The sequence below is a fragment of the Psychroserpens sp. genome (assembly GCF_034670085.1).
Lineage (GTDB): Bacteria > Bacteroidota > Bacteroidia > Flavobacteriales > Flavobacteriaceae > Psychroserpens.
Genome location: NZ_JAXMOD010000002.1, coordinates 143351 through 164584 on the forward strand (window position 1 = coordinate 143351; position 21234 = coordinate 164584).

19 protein-coding genes are annotated in these 21234 nt (G+C 31.6%); 16 read left to right on the top strand and 3 right to left on the bottom strand.

Translation table 11 applies throughout. From position 1 onward, the window contains the following. The first annotated feature begins 108 nt into the window (after positions 1–108). From fahA to VOI25_RS04460, 9 genes are all read left to right on the top strand, one after another. Positions 109–1401, top strand: a complete 1293-nt coding sequence (gene fahA / locus VOI25_RS04420) for a fumarylacetoacetase (RefSeq protein WP_323787778.1) — start codon at positions 109–111, stop codon at positions 1399–1401. A 74-nt stretch (positions 1402–1475) separates the two neighbouring features. Then, the gene (locus VOI25_RS04425) at positions 1476–3407 is read left to right on the top strand and encodes a sensor histidine kinase (protein ID WP_323787779.1); all 1932 of its coding nucleotides are present in this window, start codon (positions 1476–1478) and stop codon (positions 3405–3407) included. Beyond that, the gene (locus VOI25_RS04430) at positions 3404–4114 is read left to right on the top strand and encodes a LytTR family DNA-binding domain-containing protein (protein ID WP_323787780.1); all 711 of its coding nucleotides are present in this window, start codon (positions 3404–3406) and stop codon (positions 4112–4114) included. The genes VOI25_RS04425 and VOI25_RS04430 overlap by 4 nt, the downstream gene beginning before the upstream one ends. Before the next feature lie 140 nt (positions 4115–4254). Next, positions 4255–5817, top strand: a complete 1563-nt coding sequence (locus VOI25_RS04435; protein ID WP_323787781.1) for an ELWxxDGT repeat protein — start codon at positions 4255–4257, stop codon at positions 5815–5817. Between the two features lie 211 nt (positions 5818–6028). Further along, on the top strand, positions 6029–7894 hold the full coding sequence (locus tag VOI25_RS04440) for a sensor histidine kinase (RefSeq protein ID WP_323787782.1): 1866 nt from the start codon (positions 6029–6031) through the stop codon (positions 7892–7894). Beyond that, positions 7884–8507 carry a response regulator transcription factor gene (locus tag VOI25_RS04445; RefSeq protein ID WP_323787783.1) on the top strand — a complete coding sequence of 208 codons (624 nt, stop codon included), beginning with the start codon at positions 7884–7886 and terminating at the stop codon, positions 8505–8507. Before VOI25_RS04440 ends, VOI25_RS04445 begins: the two co-directional genes overlap by 11 nt. A gap of 78 nt (positions 8508–8585) precedes the next feature. Next, positions 8586–9047 (top strand): hypothetical protein, encoded by a 462-nt coding sequence (locus tag VOI25_RS04450; RefSeq protein WP_323787784.1) that lies wholly within the window; start codon positions 8586–8588, stop codon positions 9045–9047. A gap of 153 nt (positions 9048–9200) precedes the next feature. Continuing rightward, complete coding sequence (locus tag VOI25_RS04455; RefSeq protein ID WP_323787785.1) at positions 9201–10838, top strand: ELWxxDGT repeat protein; 1638 nt, start codon at positions 9201–9203, stop codon at positions 10836–10838. A gap of 192 nt (positions 10839–11030) precedes the next feature. Further along, a complete protein-coding gene (locus VOI25_RS04460) occupies positions 11031–12218 on the top strand; it encodes a hypothetical protein (protein ID WP_323787786.1) in 1188 nt (395 codons plus the stop codon). Between the two features lie 68 nt (positions 12219–12286). Here the strand turns inward: VOI25_RS04460 and ytxJ are convergent, their stop codons facing one another. Then, positions 12287–12670, bottom strand: coding sequence for a bacillithiol system redox-active protein YtxJ (ytxJ, locus tag VOI25_RS04465; RefSeq protein ID WP_323787787.1), 384 nt, complete (start codon positions 12668–12670; stop codon positions 12287–12289). Between the two features lie 203 nt (positions 12671–12873). On the opposite strand from ytxJ, the gene clpB reads away from it, so the two are divergent. Next, a complete protein-coding gene (clpB, locus tag VOI25_RS04470) occupies positions 12874–15480 on the top strand; it encodes an ATP-dependent chaperone ClpB (RefSeq protein ID WP_323787788.1) in 2607 nt (868 codons plus the stop codon). Between the two features lie 169 nt (positions 15481–15649). Here clpB and VOI25_RS04475 read toward each other — a convergent pair whose 3' ends face one another. Continuing rightward, positions 15650–16273, bottom strand: a complete 624-nt coding sequence (locus tag VOI25_RS04475; RefSeq protein ID WP_323787789.1) for an OmpW/AlkL family protein — start codon at positions 16271–16273, stop codon at positions 15650–15652. 145 nt (positions 16274–16418) lie between these two features. On the opposite strand from VOI25_RS04475, the gene VOI25_RS04480 reads away from it, so the two are divergent. From VOI25_RS04480 to VOI25_RS04500, 5 genes are all read left to right on the top strand, one after another. Further along, positions 16419–17030 (top strand): TetR/AcrR family transcriptional regulator, encoded by a 612-nt coding sequence (locus VOI25_RS04480; protein WP_323787790.1) that lies wholly within the window; start codon positions 16419–16421, stop codon positions 17028–17030. Positions 17031–17081: 51 nt separating this feature from the next. Further along, positions 17082–17570, top strand: coding sequence for an acyl-CoA thioesterase (locus tag VOI25_RS04485; protein ID WP_323787791.1), 489 nt, complete (start codon positions 17082–17084; stop codon positions 17568–17570). A gap of 293 nt (positions 17571–17863) precedes the next feature. After that, entirely contained in the window at positions 17864–18520 is a 657-nt protein-coding gene (gene deoC / locus VOI25_RS04490) for a deoxyribose-phosphate aldolase (protein WP_323787792.1), read from the top strand. A gap of 31 nt (positions 18521–18551) precedes the next feature. Next, positions 18552–19250 carry a purine-nucleoside phosphorylase gene (deoD, locus tag VOI25_RS04495; RefSeq protein ID WP_323787793.1) on the top strand — a complete coding sequence of 233 codons (699 nt, stop codon included), beginning with the start codon at positions 18552–18554 and terminating at the stop codon, positions 19248–19250. Positions 19251–19320: 70 nt separating this feature from the next. Beyond that, positions 19321–19830 carry a phosphoglycerate mutase family protein gene (locus VOI25_RS04500; protein WP_323787794.1) on the top strand — a complete coding sequence of 170 codons (510 nt, stop codon included), beginning with the start codon at positions 19321–19323 and terminating at the stop codon, positions 19828–19830. Here VOI25_RS04500 and VOI25_RS04505 read toward each other — a convergent pair. Then, positions 19823–20569: a DUF6503 family protein gene (locus tag VOI25_RS04505; RefSeq protein WP_323787795.1), complete on the bottom strand. Its 747-nt coding sequence runs from the start codon at positions 20567–20569 to the stop codon at positions 19823–19825. The two genes, VOI25_RS04500 and VOI25_RS04505, sit on opposite strands and share 8 nt — an antisense overlap. A gap of 73 nt (positions 20570–20642) precedes the next feature. Here VOI25_RS04505 and smpB point away from each other — a divergent pair, with 73 nt between their 5' ends. Next, positions 20643–21101 (top strand): SsrA-binding protein SmpB, encoded by a 459-nt coding sequence (gene smpB, locus VOI25_RS04510; RefSeq protein WP_323787796.1) that lies wholly within the window; start codon positions 20643–20645, stop codon positions 21099–21101. The last annotated feature ends 133 nt before the right edge of the window (positions 21102–21234 follow it).

Sequence of the window (21234 nt, forward strand, 5' to 3'; positions counted from 1 at the left end):
AGGTTATTAACATTGTTTTTTAATCTATTTTTATCGATTTATGCAATTAAAACAAAAAAAAATATGTAGGTTTGAATAGAAAACAATAACAAAACAATACTAAAGACTATGCCTTTATCTGCAAATAATCCTGATCGTAGCTCATGGTTACATGTTGGAAAAAATTCTGATTTTCCTATCCAAAATATTCCTTTCGGTGTTTTTTTAACTCGTGATGACATCATTACTATTGGTACACGAATTGGAGATACTGCAATTGACCTTGGTGCATTGCATCAATTAGGATATTTTCAAGGTATTCCCTTAACAGATGATATTTTTCTTCAAGATACGCTCAATGATTTTATTGCCGATGGAAGAAAAACATGGCGTTTAGTCCGTAATCGTATTGCTGAAATATTTGATAGTAACAACACTACTTTAAAAAATAACACAAAGCATAAGGAGATTGTTTTGTTTCGATTAGATGAAATTGAAATGCAATTACCTATTCAAGTTGGTGATTATACCGATTTCTATTCAAGTATTGAGCATGCAACCAATGTAGGGACGATGTTTAGAGATCCAGATAATGCGTTATTACCAAATTGGCTTCATATTCCTGTTGGTTATCATGGAAGAAGTAGTTCTATCATTCCTTCAGGAATTCCAATACATAGACCACAAGGACAAACAATTCCTGCAGGAAGTGACCAACCCGTTTTTGGACCTTCAAAATTAGTCGATTTTGAATTAGAAATGGCTTTTATTACGACTGATGCTAATGATTTGGGCGAACCTATCCCTATTGAAGAAGCTGAAGAGTATATTTTTGGTTTAGTTCTATTTAATGACTGGTCGGCTAGAGATATTCAAAAATGGGAATACGTACCTTTAGGTCCGTTTTTAGCTAAGAATTTTGCCTCTAGTATGTCACCTTGGATTGTCACTTTAGATGCTCTTGAGCCATTTAGAGTTGAAAGTCCGAAACCATTAAAACCACAACTACCTTATTTGCAATCTAAAGGAAAGAAGGGCATTGATATCAATCTTGAAGTCGCTATTAAGCCCAAAGGTGCAAAAGAAACTACAGTTAGTAAATCAAATTTCAAATATATGTATTGGAATATGGCTCAGCAATTGGCACATCATACCGTCAATGGTTGTCCGGTAAACTCTGGTGATATGATGGGAAGCGGAACAATTTCTGGTCCAACACCTGATTCCTTTGGTTCGATGTTAGAAATCACATGGAGAGGTGAAAAGCCTATAAAAATGAAAGATGGTTCTGAACGCAAATTCATCAATGATTATGATAAAGTGATTATGCGTGGTTATTGTGAAAAAGATGATACTAGAATTGGTTTTGGTGAAGTGTCTACAGAACTGCTTCCAATATATAATCCAAAGAAAAAGAAGTAGCAGTATTGAAAATTAGTTTTTCAGTTCCTATACATTCAATTCTCTTAGTAATCTGTTAATTAACTTTCATCAGATTGAAGACGACTATTATAAAATTCTTGGTCTTTTTTGCTGTATTTATTAATGCTTCAAGTAGTTATGCCCAAAATAAAGAATTAGATGTCTTAAAAGCGCAAATTCTATCGGCAAAAAATGATAGTGCAAAAATAAATTTGCTGTTAGATCTATCTAACTATTACCATCTGCAAGAAACTGATTTAGACGCCATGGTTTCTACAGCAAAAAGAGCTGTTAAATTATCAGAAAATTATAAAGATAAAAAAGTCCTATCCAAATCGTACGGTAATTTAGGACATGCTTTCCTACTCAAAAACAAATTAGACTCTTCTTTTTATTATAATCTCAAATCATACAACTATGCGAAACAACTAGGTGATTCGCAGCTTTTAGTTCCTGCTCTAATTCGATTAAATAACTTTTATCTTAAAAAAAATGACCTTATCAAAGCCATTGAATATGGTCTTGACGCAGTAAAACTAGCGGAAAAAGAAAATAACAAAAGTTTAATGGCTGAGGCTTATTATAAATTAGCTAATACTTTTGCTTTTCATGATGATCGTCTAAAATTTAAGTACTATTTAGATAAGGCCTATAAAATAATAGAAAATGAAATGATTGAAGCTTCAATTAGCCTAAAAAGTGATATTTATGGAGCCATGGTCAATTATTTTGAAAATAAAAGATTTGATGACCCAAACAGCCTGCAAGTTAAAGACTCTTTAAATTTCTATTTAGACAAAGGTATTTTATACAGCAAGTCTGTTAATCGACCTGATTTATTAGCCTACCTTTTAGGGATTAGAGGTAAATTATTTTACAATGAAGATAATATCACTCAAGCAAAATATAACTATTTTCAAGCTTTAAACTATAGAGATGATATTGGTGAATCTACTCTAAATAATCTTTATAATAAACTAGGACATGCATACATAAAAGAAAAAAACATCAAACAAGGGTTACTTTATAAAGATTCAATACTACAAGGCATTTCAAAAGAACCTAGTGATTACAGAATAGCAGAACGTTACAGATCTGCATATTACATATGTAAACATGCTGAAATTTTTGATTTAGCTTTAGAATACCAAGAAAAGATGGTCGAGTATTTCGATAAAGTCAAAGAGGGAAACCAAATAAGGGCTATAAATGAACTTGAAATTAAATATGAAGCTCAAAGAAAAGATATCCAAATTGCAAGCCAGAAATTAGAGAACGAGACCTTAAAAAGAAAGGCTATTACCAACTATTCACTTATAAGCTTGATTTCATTATTGTGTATTGGAATTGTAGGATATATGTATTTTACTAAAAAGAACAAAGTACTAAACACAGAATTAAATTTAGCAAATACTAAAGCTGCTCTTCATCGATCACAAATAAATCCACATTTTATTTCAAACAGTATTAATGCTATTTATCCTTTTTTGTACGACAAATCCGATCCAAACAAGGCTGCAGCTTATTTATCTGACTTATCACAAATGATTAGAAATATTTTAGATTCAACATTTGAAACTAGTTGGACCATCAAAGAAGAAGTTCAATTTATAGAACAGTATTGTACTATTCAAAGGCTAAAAATGGACATTCCACTAAAGCTCGAAATCTCTTGCGATAGTAATTTAAATACGCTAGTAATACCTTCATTAATAACCCAAACTTTTATTGAAAATTGTTTTGTACATGGTTTTAATAACAAAACAGAACCAGCTATTATTACACTAAATATTGCTAAACAAGATTCAGAATTGCAAATTGAAATCATTGACAATGGTGAAACGTCATCAAAAAATGATGGTATGCATCAATCACGTTCTACAACTATTGTAGAACAACGTTTAATAAATACCTATTCAAAAAAAACACTCTCAAAAGATTTTTTAACTTTCGGTATGAAAAATAACGCTTATCAAGTGACTATTAAACTTCCTATAATGGCATGAAAAAAATAGCAATCATAGACGATAATAAAGCAGCACGGGAAGCAATTAAAAACATTATAGAGCATAATTTTAAAAGTAATTTTGAACTTAAAGAAGCCAATAATGTGTCATCTGGACATCATTTAATTACAGAATTTCAACCAGATATTGTACTATTAGATATGGAAATGGGTGATGGCACAGGTTTAGATTTAATACATCTTTTCTCGGAAATCAATTTTAAACTCATCTTCATTACTGCCCATAAAGATTATGCGTTAAAAGCAATAAAACACAGGCCTTACGCTTATTTATTAAAACCTTTCAATCCGTTCGATTTAATAAAAATCATAAATGAATTGGTTTCAGAAAAAAAGTCAAAATTACAATCAAATAATCCCGTCGATAAAATTGCTATAAAAAATCAAGACACAACTATTTTAATTGATATTAAGGATATTATTCGTTGTGAAGCTGATGGCTCTTATACCAAAATCACCACCTTTGACAATCATTATATGGCTTCAAAAAACCTAAAACATTTTGAAGGCTTATTAGAGTCATCAAACTTTTTAAGAGTACACAATGCACATTTGATTAATGTCAATTATATTCAGGAATTTAATCGTCATTTGCAATCAGGAATAACCATGAAAAATGGGGATAAAATCCCTGTATCTTCAAGAAAAACTAAAACAATTTCTTCATTTTTAGCTTCTTTAGGTTAATATTTTTAAACATAGAGCAACGTCTATTTCTTAAAAGCATACATCTATAAACCAATTATCATCAACTACAAACTCGTCCATTAATTCAAAATAATAGATAGATATATTTGAGTCCAAATCACACTTAAATCCTATTTATTATGAGAAAACATTACTTTTTAAATCTAGTAGTCTTACTTTCTTTTACTGTTAATGCTCAGGTTGAGCTAGTGAAATTCATTTCTTCTAATGCAAAAACAAATAGTTTAGCTGCTACCAATTTTGGCCTAGTCTTTTGTGCAGATGATAATCCTTCAATACTAAATATGGAACCATATTTTAGTGATGGTTCTGAAACAGGTACATTTAAATTAAATGAGATAAATGCAAACAATGTTGTTACAAACGCTTCAAGCGTATCTCCTACTGATGATACGCAATTTATAGAATTAAATGGATATGTTTATTTTGCAGCCGGCAGTGCAAGTAATAATGTCGAGTTGTGGAGAACAGATGGCACAACTGTTGGAACAACTCTAGTTAAAGAAATAAATGCTTCAACATCTAGTAGTAGTAATCCTAATTATATAACAGTATTAAATAATAGTATTGTTTTCTCTGCTAGTAATGGATTATCTGGCAGTAACAATGGCACTGAGTTGTGGATTTCAGATGGAACAACTGCAGGAACAGTTCTTCTAAAAGATATTAATCCAGGTACAGCAAGCTCAAGTCCTTCAAATTTTGTTCATCTTGATGGTGAGATATTCTTTACAGCAGACAATGGAACTAATGGAAGGGAATTATGGAAGACAGATGGTACTAGCTCAGGCACTGTAATGGTTAAAGATTTGGTAGTAGGAGCTTCAAGTAGTAATCCTCAATATACAACAGTTTATAATGGAGATCTTTACTTTAGAGCAGCTGGTGAGCTATATAAATCTACTGGTGTAGTGGGCAATGGAGGTGTATTGAAGAATATAAATACTTCAGGAAATAGTGATCCAATTGGGTTTAAAGTGTTTAATGGTAGACTTTATTTTTCTGCTGACGATGGTGTTAATGGTCGCGAATTATGGCGTACAAACGGAACGGTTTTTGGCACGCAACTCTTTAAAGACATTAATTCAGGTTCTGGAAATTCATCTCCTCAGGATTTTGAAATTTCTAATGCTACACTTTTCTTTAAGGCAACGAGTTCTTCAAATACAGAGTTATGGAAATCAGATGGTTTAGCTGTTAATACAGTCGCTATAACGAGTAGCAATCTCAACCCTCAAAAATTGACAAACTACAATAATAAAGTTTACTTTGTTGGTCCTAATAATCGGTTGTGGGTTTCAGATGGAAGCACTTCTGGCACTAATGAAGTTTCAGGAACGTATTCAAATATTATCAATGTATATAAAATGACAGTTTTCGATGATGAATTGTTTTTTGGAGCTGGAAATTTATATAAATATTTAGACCCAACATTGTCAAATGATGAATTTGTTGAAACACAAAGTTTCAAACTTTATCCTAATCCAACATCATCCTATTTCAGCATTTGTTCTAATATGGAAATTAAAAACCTTGAAGTCTTCGATATTCTAGGCAAAAAAGTGAAAGCCTTCACAAACGTTCGGGAGTTTTATAATATTTCAGATTTACGTAATGGCATATATTTCATAAAATTCAATAGTAAAAATAAAACCCAAACGATTAAACTCATTAAAAAATGATAATCATTACTAAGTTAGAAAAATATAAACTAGAGCTATTTCTTATAATCTTCTACTCTACTGCATTCTTTTTATGGTTATTAATTGCCTAAATTAATTTTAGTATTGAAAAGCAACTAAGATTAATCTACATTTCAAAACCTACCTTAACGGGTAGGTTTTTGCTTATATAGGTTTTTGTACTTTTATTTTTTATTAATTTATTTTATTGATGTCTTCCACTAGACTTTTATTGTTACTGTTTTTTACGCTTTTAGCATCGTTTGCACCAGCGCAAAATAGTTGTAATTGTGATTCAAATATTTCGTTAGGAGAAAGAGAAGTATTAAAATATTCAGATTCCGTTGAAATTTTCAATACGATTGAGAAATTAGAAATAATCAATAATGCTGCATGCTCTTTTGAAGCTTTAAATTTTAAATTTCATTATTACTGTTCAGAAAAGAAAGTAGAAAGAGCATATTTTGTGTTAGAAGAGCAAGAAAAATTATCAAAAAAAATGTCATGCAAAAACCAAGTTTTTGATATTTATTTCAATAAAGCTTTATATTATAATTCAATAAGTGATTTTGAAAAATTATCAGAATTTGGGTTCAAAGCTTTAAAAGAAGCAGAAAAACTTAAAGATGTAGATAAGGAAATAGAAGTGATAAAACAGATTGTTCATCTGTTTACACGAATGAAAGAAAAAAGCAAAAAATGGGAGTACGTACAACGTGCTGAAAAACTGATTTTAAATCACAAGACTTCTATCAACAATAAAGTAAGTAATTACGCCTGGTTAGTTTATGAGTTTGAAAATGAATACACCATAAAAGGGCGTGAAACGCTTATTGATTCGGCACTAAACTTTATAAAAGAGGTAAAAAGTCAAGCCATAGATAATAAATTATATCATGAAGTTGCCAGGTTGTATAGAGCTTCTGAAGCTTTCTCCTATCATAAAGGTGAATTAAACGAGGCTCTAGTTTATATCGATTCAGCTATTTTTTATGCGAAAAAGATTAAGGGTTATAAAAACATGAGTGGCTTCTACCTATCAAAATCTTGGGACCATCTTGATTTAAAACAATACGAGAATGCAAGTAAATGGATAGATAGTGCATTATTCTACGATGACAAAACAGATATAGCTGGGCACATGATGCTATTGTCTCAAGCTGCCGAAATTTATGAAAGCTCTGGCACTTCAAATAAGGCATTATCAAGTTTAAAAATATATACTCAATTAAAAGACAGTATAATGTCTAAGCAACGGAGTAAGATTGTAAATGAATTAGAAACAAAATACCAGACCGAAATAAAAGATGCTCAAATAAAACGACTATCGATATGGCTTATTTTAACTTCTCTAGGAATTGTAAGTCTTCTATTTATAACTACTTTAATTCGATTAAGACAATCTCGTAAACAAAACGATGCTTTACGACTTGCGTTCGATAAACAAATTAAACTTGAAAAAGAATTGTCTGACGTTAGAGATGAAATAGCTCAAGACTTTCATGATGACCTTGGCAATAAACTAGCTCGAATCTCTTTATTATCGAATCTTATTAGTGGTGAAGTATCTATTGATGATCCAAAAGTAAAATCGAAAATCAGACAAATAACTGAAGATGCGAATGGACTATATAAAGGCACACGAGATTTTGTGTTTTCTCTAAAATCTAACAGCGATTATATTGAAGAAATTGCGACTTACCTATCAGACTTTGGGGAAGACTTTTTTGAAAAAACCAAAGTAAAATTTGTAGTTAAAAAAGCTATTTCTACAAATGATAAATTACCACATTATTGGAATAAACAATTAGTCTTTATTTTTAAAGAAGCACTTACAAATACCCTAAAGCATTCAAAATGTGATCAAGTAACTCTTTCGTTTATATTTAAAAACAATACATTAACCGTAAGCTGTATTGACAATGGGCTTGGTATTTCTAATTTAGACATAGATTCTTCAAACGGGCTTTCAAATATGAAAAATAGAGCTAAAAAAATAGGTGGATTATTACGGGTAGATTCTGAACTAGGAATAGGAACAACAATCACTTTTATTGGAAATATAAATGAAATATAAAGTCGTCATAATAGAAGATAACATCCCTTTAAGTGAGGCCTTTGCCGAAGTTATTGATGCGTCTCCAAACTTTGAAGTAGTAGCCATCTATGATAACTGTGAAGATGCCATTAAAAATTTACGAAAGGATTGTGCAAAACTATTCCTGATGGATATTGAACTTCCTGGAATGAATGGAGTTGAAGGCACAAAAGAAATTAAAAAAGTGTTTCCGAAAGCAAATATCATTATGGTAACAGTCTACGAAAACTCAAATGTGGTTTTTGAGGCACTTTGCGCAGGAGCTTCCGGTTATTTAACTAAAAACCTTCAACCAAATGAACTGATTGATGCTCTCGAGGAATGTACTTCTGGAGGCGCGCCAATGAGCATAAAAATTGCTAAAATGGTAGTGAGTTCATTTCAGAAAAAACCGAGTAAAATAGAACTTTCCAATAGAGAAAAAGATGTCCTATTGCAATTGTCTGAGGGCAATAGTTATGATAGTATTGCAGAGCATTTATTTATTAGCAAAAACACCATCAAATTCCATTTAAAAAACATTTATATTAAACTTCAAGTAAATTCTAATATTGAAGCTGTACAAAAAGCCAATAAGGAAAACTTACTTTAAAAACTACCCCTTTGGGTGATTTTACTTCCTATAATTCATAATAGATTTGTTCTCTACTAATCATTAAATTTCAAAATTATGAGAAAAATTTCAATCTTATTATGTCTTGCGTTTTTAGTTTTTAATTCTTGTGAAAAAGAAAACATTGCAGAAGAAAATATTACTCAAGAAAAGAGCAACAGAACAGGAATATTAGATGTTGTTTGGGAGCAAGGCCAAGGTAAACTTGGTGGAGGTATCCTAATAATTGTTATAGAATCTGGACATGGTAGAATGCCTGGAGCTTACCTTACATCTAGTTATGAGGAACCCGTTCATTTTCAAATTGATTCTCAAGAACCTTGCGATATATTAGATGTAGATTCAGAAACCGGCAGATTGTCCTTATTAAATGAGGGAGGTCATGGACTTTGTGGAAATTATGATGGATCCAGATTAGAAGTTCAGTATTCAGTTACTAGCTTTGAAGGAGAATCAGAAAGCTACTTCTTTACCTTAGATTATGAAGATTTCATTATTCTGGATTTAGAAGAGGATTAAATTTAGGTTATTAATTCAGGGAACTCAAAATGCCGCAATTGCGGCATTTTGCATTTAAAATTAAGTGAATATTATCTAAAAACCACCTTTTTGGGTAGTATACCGTTATCGCCTCACTCCTATTTTTACATCATAACTTAAAACCTATTTATTATGAAAAACATTACATGTTTTCACGAACACTTAATTAATGCATGTCTCGTGAGTAAAAAAATTCCACTTTTACTTTTTACAATTTTACTTACAATACCTTTTCTAAATGCTCAAGTGAGCCTAGTGAAGGATATAGGTACAACAAACTTTCCTGGAACAGATCCAAAACAATTAATTGCATATAATGGCAACTTATTATTTTCTGCAGGTCCAGATCAAAACAATTTTACACTTTGGTTAAGTGATGGTACAGATTCTGGAACCGTTTCTATAAAAGATTTAGGAAATCCGTTTCAAAAACCTGGTGATTTTTATTATTCTAGCCAATTAAATTTGGTATTATTCAAATCTTATCCATCAAATCCTGGAGGAACAAGCGTCTGGATTACAGATGGTACTGAAACTGGAACTGAAAAGCTTTCAAATACATTTACTTTTATTGATAACTTTTATGAATTTAATAATGAAGTATATTTTCAAGGAGGTAGTTCATTAACCTTAGCAAAAACTGATGGTTCAACAAGTGGAACTGTAATTGTTGGAAATTCTATATTAGCTCCTTCAAGCTTTGCAACTTTAAATGACAACTTATTATTTTCAGGTCTTATTAATACTTTTAATAGTCAAAACGAACTTATATCATCAGATGGAACTGAGTCGGGATCATTTATTGTCAAGGATATAAACCCTGGTTTTCCTGGTAGTTTTCCAGATGAATTAATATTATACAATAACAAAATTTATTTTTCAGCCAATACAAATTTAAACGGAAGAGAACTTTGGGTTACAGACGGAACAAATTCTGGAACAGTGATGGTAGATGATTTGAACACTGGATCAGCTTCAAGCAATCCTACAAACTTAATACTATTTGATAACGAGCTTTATTTTACTGCTGATGATGGCATTTCAGGAGTAGAACTTTATAAAATGGATACTAATGAGACCATTACTCAAGTATTTGATATTAATATAGGTGCTAACAGTAGTAACCCTTCAAACTTAACAATTTATAATAACAGGCTCTATTATAGCGCTGATGATGGACTTAATGGCATTGAACCATGGGTGACCTATAATGGAGCAATAATTGATCGAGCATTAAATACAGTAATATTAAAAGATATTAACACATCACCTTCTTCACCTGATAGCAATCCAATCGGCTTTACTGAATATTTTGGTGAATTATACTTCGCAGCTGACGATGGTGTTAACGGAATTGAACTTTGGAAAACTAATGGAGCAGATTTAGGAACTGTTTTAGTTGATGATATTAATCCTACAGGAGATAGTAATCCTCAAGGCCTAACTGTTGCAAACAATAGATTGTTTTTTGCTGCAAATGATGGTACAACAGGCATTGAACTTTGGAAATATCAAGACCCAACACTTACTTTAAATGAATTTGACAATCATGAATTCGCTTTGTTCCCAAACCCAACAACTGATAGTTTTACAATAAAAAGTAATGATGTCATCAACTCAGTTTCCATATTCGATGTTCAAGGGAAAACTGTAAAATCGTTCTCAAATGGATTAGTAACCTATTCTATTTCAGACTTAAATTCAGGTTTATACTTTGTTAGAATAAAAAGTTCTAAAGGGGGAACTACTAAGAAATTATTAAAACAATAATGATGATAGAAAAAATAGAAAAACATAAACTAGAATTATTCTTAATTTTCTTCTACTCAGGCTCAGCATTCCTTTTTTGGCTGTTAGTTAGTTAAATTATTTTTAGAGTTGAAAAGCATCCTAAACAGGATGCTTTTTTGTTTGGCATCATATTTGGAATTGATACATTAATAATCATTAAAATCCAGAATTATGAAGAAACTATTACTCTTTACAGCAGTACTTCTTCTGGTACTAACATCATGTAGCGGAAGAAAACAAATTGAAAAAGCAATTAGTCATGGCAACTATGACTTAGCAATCAATGACGCGTTACGAAAACTCGAAAATAATAAAGACAAAAAGCGAAAGCACGATTATATCGTGATGCTTGAAGATGCCTATTATAAAGTTTTAGAGGAAGACTTACGAGACCTCGAACATCTAAAAAAGGATGGAAACCCAGAGCAATTTAAAACCATATACGAGATTTATTTAGATTTAGAAGCAAGACAAAATGCTATAAAACGCGTATTGCCATTACAAATAAATGGAAAAACATTGCAACTAAAATTCAATGACTATACATCTGAAATTGTAGCTTATCGATATAAAACTTCAGATTATTTAATAGACGAAGGTATTGCCTTATTAGATTCTGACGAAAAGTATAAAGCTAGAATGGCTTATACCCTTTTTAGTTACATCGAACGTATCAATCCAAACTTTGAGGACACTCGACGTTTAATGACAGAAGCGCATCAAAAAGGAATAGATTATGTAATGGTATCTATTGAGAACCAGACTTATCAAATCATTCCAGAGCAGTTAGAATCAGATTTACTAAACTTTAATACGTATGGATTAGATAAATTTTGGACCGCATACCATACAGATGCTGCTCAAGATATCAACTATGATTATTCTATGCAATTACAGTTAAAACAAATTAATATTTCGCCAGAACAAGTCAATAGACGTCAAGAACTGAAGCAAAAGAAGATTGTTGATGGTTGGGAATTTAAAAAAGACAGAGAAGGTAATTTTGTAACAGATAGTCTTGGAAACAAGATAAAAATAGATAAGATTATTACGGTTAGAGCAAGATACTTTGAAATCAATCAGTTTAAATCTACACACGTTTTAGCAGATGTAGTGTATACAGATTTGAAAGCAAATCAGTTATTAGATGTGTTTCCAATTGACAGTGAATTCATTTTTGAACATGTCTATGCCACATTTAGAGGAGATAAAAGAGCTTTAAATAAAAGAGAGCTTGATTTAATTAGAATTAGACCATTGTACTTTCCAACAGATTCACAAATGGTTTACGATACTGGTGAAGACATAAAATTAAGATTAAAAGATATCATCAGTTCTTATAATATAAGAAGAAGTTAAAGATTGTATTTACAAACGAAAAACTCCCAAAACATGGTTTTGGGAGTTTTTATATTACATATTCCAATTTAAATATACGTGTTTAAATCAATCTCATTAATCGCGCCATGAGATGCATGCGCCACAGTCATCCCGTTTTTAATAATCAATAATTGTGGTGATTCATGCATGACTTGAAACTTGTAACCTACTTCGTTAGATACATTTCGATGACTTAACAAATCTAAATAATACAAATCTAAATTAGCATCTACATCATACAAAGACACAAATTGATTCATAACCATAGTACTTATGCCGCAACGCGTTGAATGCTTAAAAACAACTTGAGTTTTTGTTTCTGAGCGTTTTTCAATGTCTTTTAACTGTGCCACATCTGTTAAAGGTTGCCAAGGCAGTAACTTTTCTTCCTTTGGTTCAGTTGAACCGAATATATGTTTTAAAAATCCCATAGTTTACTTTTTTTTCAAACGTCATTAAGAGTCCGTTATAATTTTATAAGTCGGATCTTTCTTTATACCTTACAAACTGACTAAAAGTCACGCTATCACACACTAAATCGGTCATTTTGTCGTTTCTTATTGACGATTTGCGATTGGTAAGGTTATTGACTTAAGGCTATTGAAAAATACTAATAAAATAACATTTTAGATATATGAACTTTAATAATTATACCATAAAATCTCAAGAGGCAATCCAGCAAGCACAACAACTTGCTCAAAGCTTGGGACATCAGCAAATCGAAAATGAACACATTATAAAAGCCATTTTTGATGTTGATGAAAACGTATTGCCATTTATATTGAAGAAATTAAACGTCAATGTCGACATTTTAAAATTAGCTTTAGACAAGCAATTAGAAAGTTTCTCAAAAGTTTCTGGAGCAGATATTATGCTGTCAAGAGATGCGAGTAAAGCTCTTAACGAAGCATCAATCATTGCAAAAAAAATGAAAGATGATTATGTGTCAATAGAGCATTTAATACTAGCGGTTTTTAAATCGAAAAGTAAAATCTCTCAAATGCTAAAAGACCAAGGTGTTACCGAAAAAGGACTTACTTCAGCAATTGAAGAATTACGAAAAGGTGACAGAGTAACCTCGCAAAGTCAAGAAGAAACCTATAACGCGCTTAATAAATACGCTAAGAATTTAAACCAACTTGCAAAAGATGGTAAACTAGATCCTGTTATTGGTCGAGATGAAGAAATACGACGAATTCTCCAAATTTTATCACGTAGAACTAAGAATAATCCAATTCTTGTTGGAGAACCAGGAACAGGTAAAACAGCGATTGCTGAAGGCTTAGCACATCGAATTATTGATGGAGATATTCCTGAAAATTTAATAGACAAACAAATCTATGCTCTAGATATGGGAGCATTAATTGCCGGAGCAAAGTTTAAAGGCGAATTTGAAGAACGACTAAAAGCAGTCATCAAAGAAGTAACAACTAGTGAAGGCGATATTGTATTATTTATAGACGAAATCCATACGCTTGTAGGAGCTGGTGGTGGACAAGGAGCCATGGATGCAGCCAATATTTTAAAACCTGCATTAGCTCGTGGTGAACTTCGTGCTATTGGAGCAACAACGCTGGATGAATATCAAAAATATTTTGAAAAAGATAAAGCATTAGAACGCCGTTTTCAAAAGGTAATGGTTGATGAACCAGATACTGAAAGCGCAATTTCCATATTAAGAGGAATTAAAGAAAAGTACGAAACTCATCACAAAGTTCGTATTAAAGATGAGGCGATTATTGGCGCTGTAGAACTTTCTGAACGCTATATCACAAATCGATTTCTTCCTGATAAAGCCATTGACTTAATGGATGAAGCGGCTTCAAAATTACGAATGGAAATCAATTCAAAACCTGAAGAATTAGATGTTTTAGACAGAAAGGTAATGCAACTTGAAATCGAGATTGAAGCGATTAAACGTGAAAAAGATGAAGTGAAACTAAAATCATTACGTGCAGATTTAGCTAATCTAAAAGAAGAACGCAATGAGTTAAATGCTAAATGGAAAAGCGAAAAAGAAGTCGTTGATAATATACAAACGACAAAATCTAATATAGAAGACTACAAACTAGAAGCCGAACGTGCTGAACGTGAAGGTGATTATGGTAAGGTAGCTGAAATTCGATACGGAAAAATCAAAGAAGCTCAAGAAACACTTGAAACTCAACAAGCGTTACTATCTAGCCAAAAAGAAAACGCTTTAATCAAAGAGGAAGTAACTTATGATGACATTGCTGAAGTTGTAGCGAAATGGACAGGTATTCCTGTTACAAAAATGTTACAAAGTGAACGTGATAAACTTTTAAAATTGGAAGATGAATTACACAAACGTGTTGTCGGACAAGAAGAAGCTATAATTGCTGTTAGTGATGCTGTTAGACGCTCAAGAGCAGGATTGCAAAATCCTCAAAAGCCAGTCGGAACATTCCTATTCTTAGGGACCACAGGTGTTGGTAAAACCGAACTAGCTAAAGCCTTGGCAGAGTATTTATTTGATGATGAGAATGCCATGACTAGAATTGATATGAGCGAATTTCAAGAAAGCCATAGTGTAAGCCGATTAGTTGGTGCTCCTCCTGGATATGTTGGTTATGATGAAGGCGGACAATTAACCGAAGCTGTTAGGCGCAAACCATATTCTGTTGTTCTTCTTGATGAAATTGAAAAAGCACATCCTGATACTTTTAATATTTTATTACAAGTGTTAGACGAAGGTCGATTAACAGATAATAAAGGTCGTGTTGCCGATTTTAAAAACACGATAATCATTATGACCTCAAATATGGGAAGCCATATCATACAAGAGCGTTTTCAAGCTACAAAAGACATAGACTCAGCGATGGAAGCCGCCAAAGTTGATGTGTTAGCCTTATTGAAACAAAGTGTTCGTCCGGAGTTTTTAAACCGAATTGATGACACTATTATGTTTACGCCCTTAAGTCGAAATGATATTAAGGCCATTGTTGGATTACAATTAAAAGGGGTTCAGAAAATGATAGCCAAACAAGGCATTACATTTGATGCAACACCAGAAGCCATTGCTTATCTAGCTGAAAAAGGTTACAATCCAGAATATGGAGCAAGACCTGTAAAAAGAGTAATACAAAAAGACGTGTTAAATGCCTTAAGTAAAGAAATTCTATCTGGAAAAATAACAACAGACAGTATCATTTTACTCGATGCTTTTGACGACAATTTAGTATTTAGAAATGAAGCAAGTTTTATAGCCGAAGAAATTTAAATTCTTCTGTAACAAAACGATCAAATAACAGTCTTTAAATTGGTTGGTTAGTTGAAAAGCAACGTGAATTTTAGAAATAAAATAAGCGTTGCTTTTTTTTTATAACCTAATGGGTAAAAAAAAAGCGAGTCTAAATAGACTCGCTTTTATATACTATGTTTATTGTTTATTAGAACTTCATTCCAACACCAAAACCTAAAAACAAGGGGTCAATATTAACTTCGGCCGTGTTGGTAGAGTCATTATTAGCGGTAACGTCTGTATTTAAGAACATCTTTTTGAAATCTAAATTCAAAAACCATTTTTCACTTAAATTATAATCAATACCAATTTGAAGTGTATAACCTACCGCATTTTCATAGTCAATTGAATCTAAATCACCTGCAGCTGTTCCGTTAAATATTACATAACTCATTCCAGCTCCTATATAAGGTTTAAAGTCATTGAGATAGGCATGATATTGTAAACTTAGGGTAGGTGGAATTAGCGACACTGATCCTAATCGAGTACCATCATTAAGCTCTACATCATGTTTAGATGATGTCACCATCAATTCAAAAGCTATATTCTTACTTAAAAAATAAGTAATATCTAATTCTGGCGCAAAAGTAGTAGAGATTTCAACGTCAAATCCACTAATGGCATCATAAAAATATGGAGCAGGAGAAACAGCCACAGCTCTAGCACGAACTTGCCATTTACTATAATCATCATCTGTTGTTTCTTCTTCTTGAGCTTGTGCATTAAAGAAGAATAGGCAAGCTAAAATTGTACTAAAAATAATTTTTTTCATAATATGTATGGATTAATATTTAATAAATATATGTGATTTAATAGTTAATGCAAAAATTTTATTTCGACAATTATCATTTTACTCCATTTTATAATTAACTAAAGCCGAAAAATATTTAATTTTAAAATATACTAATTGGTATATTTTGTATATTTACATCGTGTTAACTAAATCAGAACATACAAAACTTCATATTCTACAGACCGTTGCTCCCATTTTTAATAAAAATGGTTACGCAGCCACTAGCCTAAGTGATATTACAAATGCCACTAAATTAACGAAAGGTGCAATTTACGGACATTTTAAAAATAAAGAGGCCTTATCTATTTCAGCATTTAAATACAATGTGAAATTAATGATGTCTAAAATTTCAGAACATTTATCATTAAGCGACTCACCCATTCAAAAACTATATTTAATTTCTGACTTTTATAGAAACTACTATGAATTTAGCAAGCAACTTGGTGGTTGTCCTGTTTTAAATATTGGTGTAGATGCTAACAATCAAAGTACACTTTTGCTTGAGAATGTTAGAATTGTAGTAGAAAAAATTCAGGATCAAGTGGCTTCTATTATCGAAAATGGTATCGAAATTGGAGAACTATCCTCAGAAATTAATGCTATGCAATATGCCAAACGTATAGATACCTTAATACAAGGAGCAGTGTTTATGACCTATACTATGAATGATGAATTTTATATGAAAGATACTATGGATCAAATTGATCATATGATTTTAAACGATATGAAAGCTTAAAAAATTTTAATCAAAAATATACCATTTGGTATATTATAAAACAAAATACTAATGGAATTATTAAAAACCGTATCAAGTACAGCAACAATTAGATTTCAAGATTGTGATCCCTTCAACCATTTAAATAATGCTAGTTATATTAATTACTTCATGAACCATCGTGAAGATCAGCTCATCAAAGCTTATGGAATAGATATCTATGATATGGCAAGAAAATTAGGGAAAAGTTGGGTGTCGAACAGCAATCAAATTGCCTATATAAAACCTGTTTTCTTGATGGAAGAAGTTCATATTGAATCGCAATTAATAGCTTTCGATACCAGTAATTTAAAAGTAGAAATGAGAATGTATAATAAAGAGAAAACGCATCTTAAAGCTATTATCTGGTGTGGATTTACGCATTTTAATCTACTCAAGCAACAAAAAGAACTTCATACTAAAGCATTTATGTCTTTATTCCAAACCATCTTAAATCCAATTGAAGAATCGCAATTTGATAACAGAGTTGATCAGTTGAGATTCAGTAGCACAAAACGCTAAATGCTATAACATATCTAAGCAATCAATTTTCTTTTCTTCCTACCTGATAATTTGTATTATTTTAAATAATACAACTCCCTTTTTACTAATTGGTTATGTTTTTAAAAATAATATATTCGACGAACTGCACAATAAAAACAAACTTTTAACATTAGTATTCGTATATAAACATTAACTTTGGATTGCTATTGATTCCAAAAACAACTTAAGACTTTAATTAATTTTGTTCAAGTAAATCCCTCTACTTGCAGAGAATTATTAAGTCATTTTTCAAATACCTACTAAAGAATAACATGGAATTAAATAAATATATTGACCATACCCTATTAAAGGCTACTGCTACAGAACGAGATATTATAGACCTTTGTAATGAAGCGAAAAAGCACAAGTTTTTCTCTGTGTGCATTAACAGTTGTTATATTCCACTTGCCAAACAATTACTAAAAGGAACTTCAGTCAAAATTTGTACTGTAGTTGGATTTCCTTTAGGAGCAACAGCAACAGATACCAAAGTTTTTGAAGCTAAACAAGCTATTGAAGCTGGTGCTCATGAAATCGATATGGTCATAAACATTGGTTTTTTAAAGAGCAAAAATTATGTTGAAGTCTTTAAGGATATTAGTGATGTTAAAAGAGCCATAGGTAAAACGACACTAAAAGTCATTCTTGAAATTAGTGAATTATCTAAAAACGATATCGTTAAAGCCTGTGAAATTTGTTTAGATGCAAAAGCTGATTTTGTAAAAACGTCTACTGGTTTTTCAAAAAGTGGAGCGACTCTTACAGCAGTAAAAATCATGAAAAAAATTGTTAAAAACCGCTTGAAAATAAAAGCTTCTGGTGGCATTGGCGATTTAGATACCGCTCAAAAATATATTGATATTGGTGTGAATAGAATTGGTACTTCTAAGGGTATCGCCATAGTTACAGAACAAATGTCTGAAGCCTAAGTAGTCTCATCATTTTTTTTATCTTTAACGCATGAGCGTACACATCGAAGCCAAAAAAGGCGAAATAGCAGAAACTATTTTACTTCCTGGAGATCCATTACGAGCTAAATGGATAGCTGAAACATTTTTTGACAACCCAAAATGTTTTAATAACATTAGAGGAATGCTTGGTTATACTGGCACTCACAATGGCAAGCCAATTTCAGTAATGGGAACTGGTATGGGAGTTCCTAGTATTTCAATCTATGCACATGAGCTTATTACAGAATATGGTGTAAAAAACTTAATTCGTGTTGGAAGTGCTGGTTCGTATCAAAAAAATGTCAGCGTACGAGACATTGTATTTGCGATGGCTGCATCTTCAAATTCTGGAATAAATAATTCAAGATTTGATGGTGCTTATTATGCGCCTACTGCAGATTTTGATTTATTAATGAAAGCTGTAGAGGTTGCAAAACAAAAAAACATTCCCATTAAAGCGGGAAATATCTTGTCATCTGACGGATTTTATGAAGATGATAGTGAATCTTATAAAAAGTGGTCAAAATTTGGCGTCTTATGCGTAGAAATGGAAGCTGCAGGATTGTATACAATTGCTGCAAAGCACAATGTTAGAGCCTTAACTATTCTTACCATTTCTGATTCGTTAGTTACTGGAGAACATACCACAAGTATCGAACGAGAAACAACATTTAAAAGCATGATTGATATAGCTTTAGAATTGGCATAACTAAAAATTAAACAACAATTTTAGGGTAAATAACAGAGGTTTTATCCAAAGACTTAAAAACAAAATTAAAATGAAATATGTTCTAATCATAGCCTTTGCAATAGGCTTTATAACATCGGTAAATGCTCAAGAGAAAACAGAATCTTTAACAACAACGTATTACCTTATTCGTCATGCTGAAAAAGATAGAACTGATGACACTAATCATGATCCTAATTTAAAAGACGAAGGTTTAGAACGAGCCGACAATTGGAGTAAAGTATTTCAACATATAGATTTTGATGCTGTGTACTCTACGCAATATAATCGGACGATGGAAACTGCTGCACCTACAGCCGAAATGCAAGAATTAGAAATTAAGTTTTACGATCCAAGAAACTTATATTCCGAAGAATTTGCAAAAGCTACTTTGGGCAAAACCGTTTTAATCGTAGGCCACAGTAACACCACACCAGTTTTTGTAAATGCCATTTTGGGAGAACAGAAATATGAAGATATGGATGATCATGATAATGGTAGTCTCTATATCGTAACCATTTCTGAAGGCCATACAATTGATCAAGTACTAAAAATCAATTAACGGTTACGCTTTCTAATTCTATTTTTGAAAGTAATTTTAATTGTCCTGCTTCGAATAATATTGGCAAATCTGAAAGTGCAACTGAAGTATCTTTCGGTTTATAATTATTATAATCAACAAAACGAATGTCCTGAACATATCGTTCATTAAACGCTTCTCTAAACCGAAGCCCTTTACCATCTTCTTCGTTATATGAGTACGCCAGATAATCTATCTTAAAGGTCTTACTATTAATCCAGTATAAAAATACATCTTCATAATCTTCTCCTCCTCCATTTTCATTAAATGTCACTTTAATTGTATGATAGTTTTCTCCAGAAATACTAACATCTTTCAATAAAGATTTGTTAACTGCTGTATCATTTAAACCATAAGGCAAAACTGAAAAATAATGCACAGAATTAACAGATGCTGCATATTTCACTTGCATAGAATCTTCAACAAAAACAGATTCATTTTCATTTATATGTCGCTCAAAACCATCGTTAGATAACACATCAAAAATTGAATCATTATTAGCTTCAACATTTAATCGTACTAATGAAAAACTCCCATTATTTCTATTGGCATAATAATGTCTATCTCTAAAATCAAAACTGATCTTCGAATTTTCGACAAGATGAGCACCAGACACTTCAATTGATTTATTAATAATAAATTCTGCTGAAAGTTTTTCGGTTCCTACATGCTTACAATTCACAAGAAAAAATGACAACACACCTAATATTATATATTTCATTATCGAATATTTGCTACTTAAGTCGTAAAACTAATCCTTTAATAACAGTTAAAAATAATTACCTTTGTTCTCCATGCAAAAACCTGTAAACATAAAGAACAAAAAAGCGAAGTTTGAGTACGAAATCCTCGATACTTACACTGCTGGAATTGTGTTAACTGGAACAGAAATTAAATCTATTAGAGACAGCAAAGCCTCTATTTCAGAAAGCTTTTGTGAGTTTAATGATCGTGGTGAATTATTTGTAATTAATATGACTATACAAGAATATGTATATGGCAATTATTACAATCATAAACCAAAAGCCGAACGCAAATTACTACTTAACAAGCGTGAACTCAAAAAGCTTGAAAAGGAAGTTAATGTAAAAGGTAATGCTATTATTCCGTTACGCTTATTTGTAAACGAAAAAGGACTGGCTAAACTCGATATTGCCTTAGGAAAAGGTAAAAAATTGTTCGACAAACGAGATACTATAAAAGATCGTGACAATAAAAGAGATTTAGATCGCATTAAGAAAATTTACAAATAAAAGACTTCTTTGGGTACAAAAGTAGCGGTAGTAAATTTAACAAATCCATGCGTTATATTTAGGATTGTTTAACAATAGACGCTTAATAAATGTATATGTTTACACTCGCTAGGCAACCTTTTAAATAAAAAGT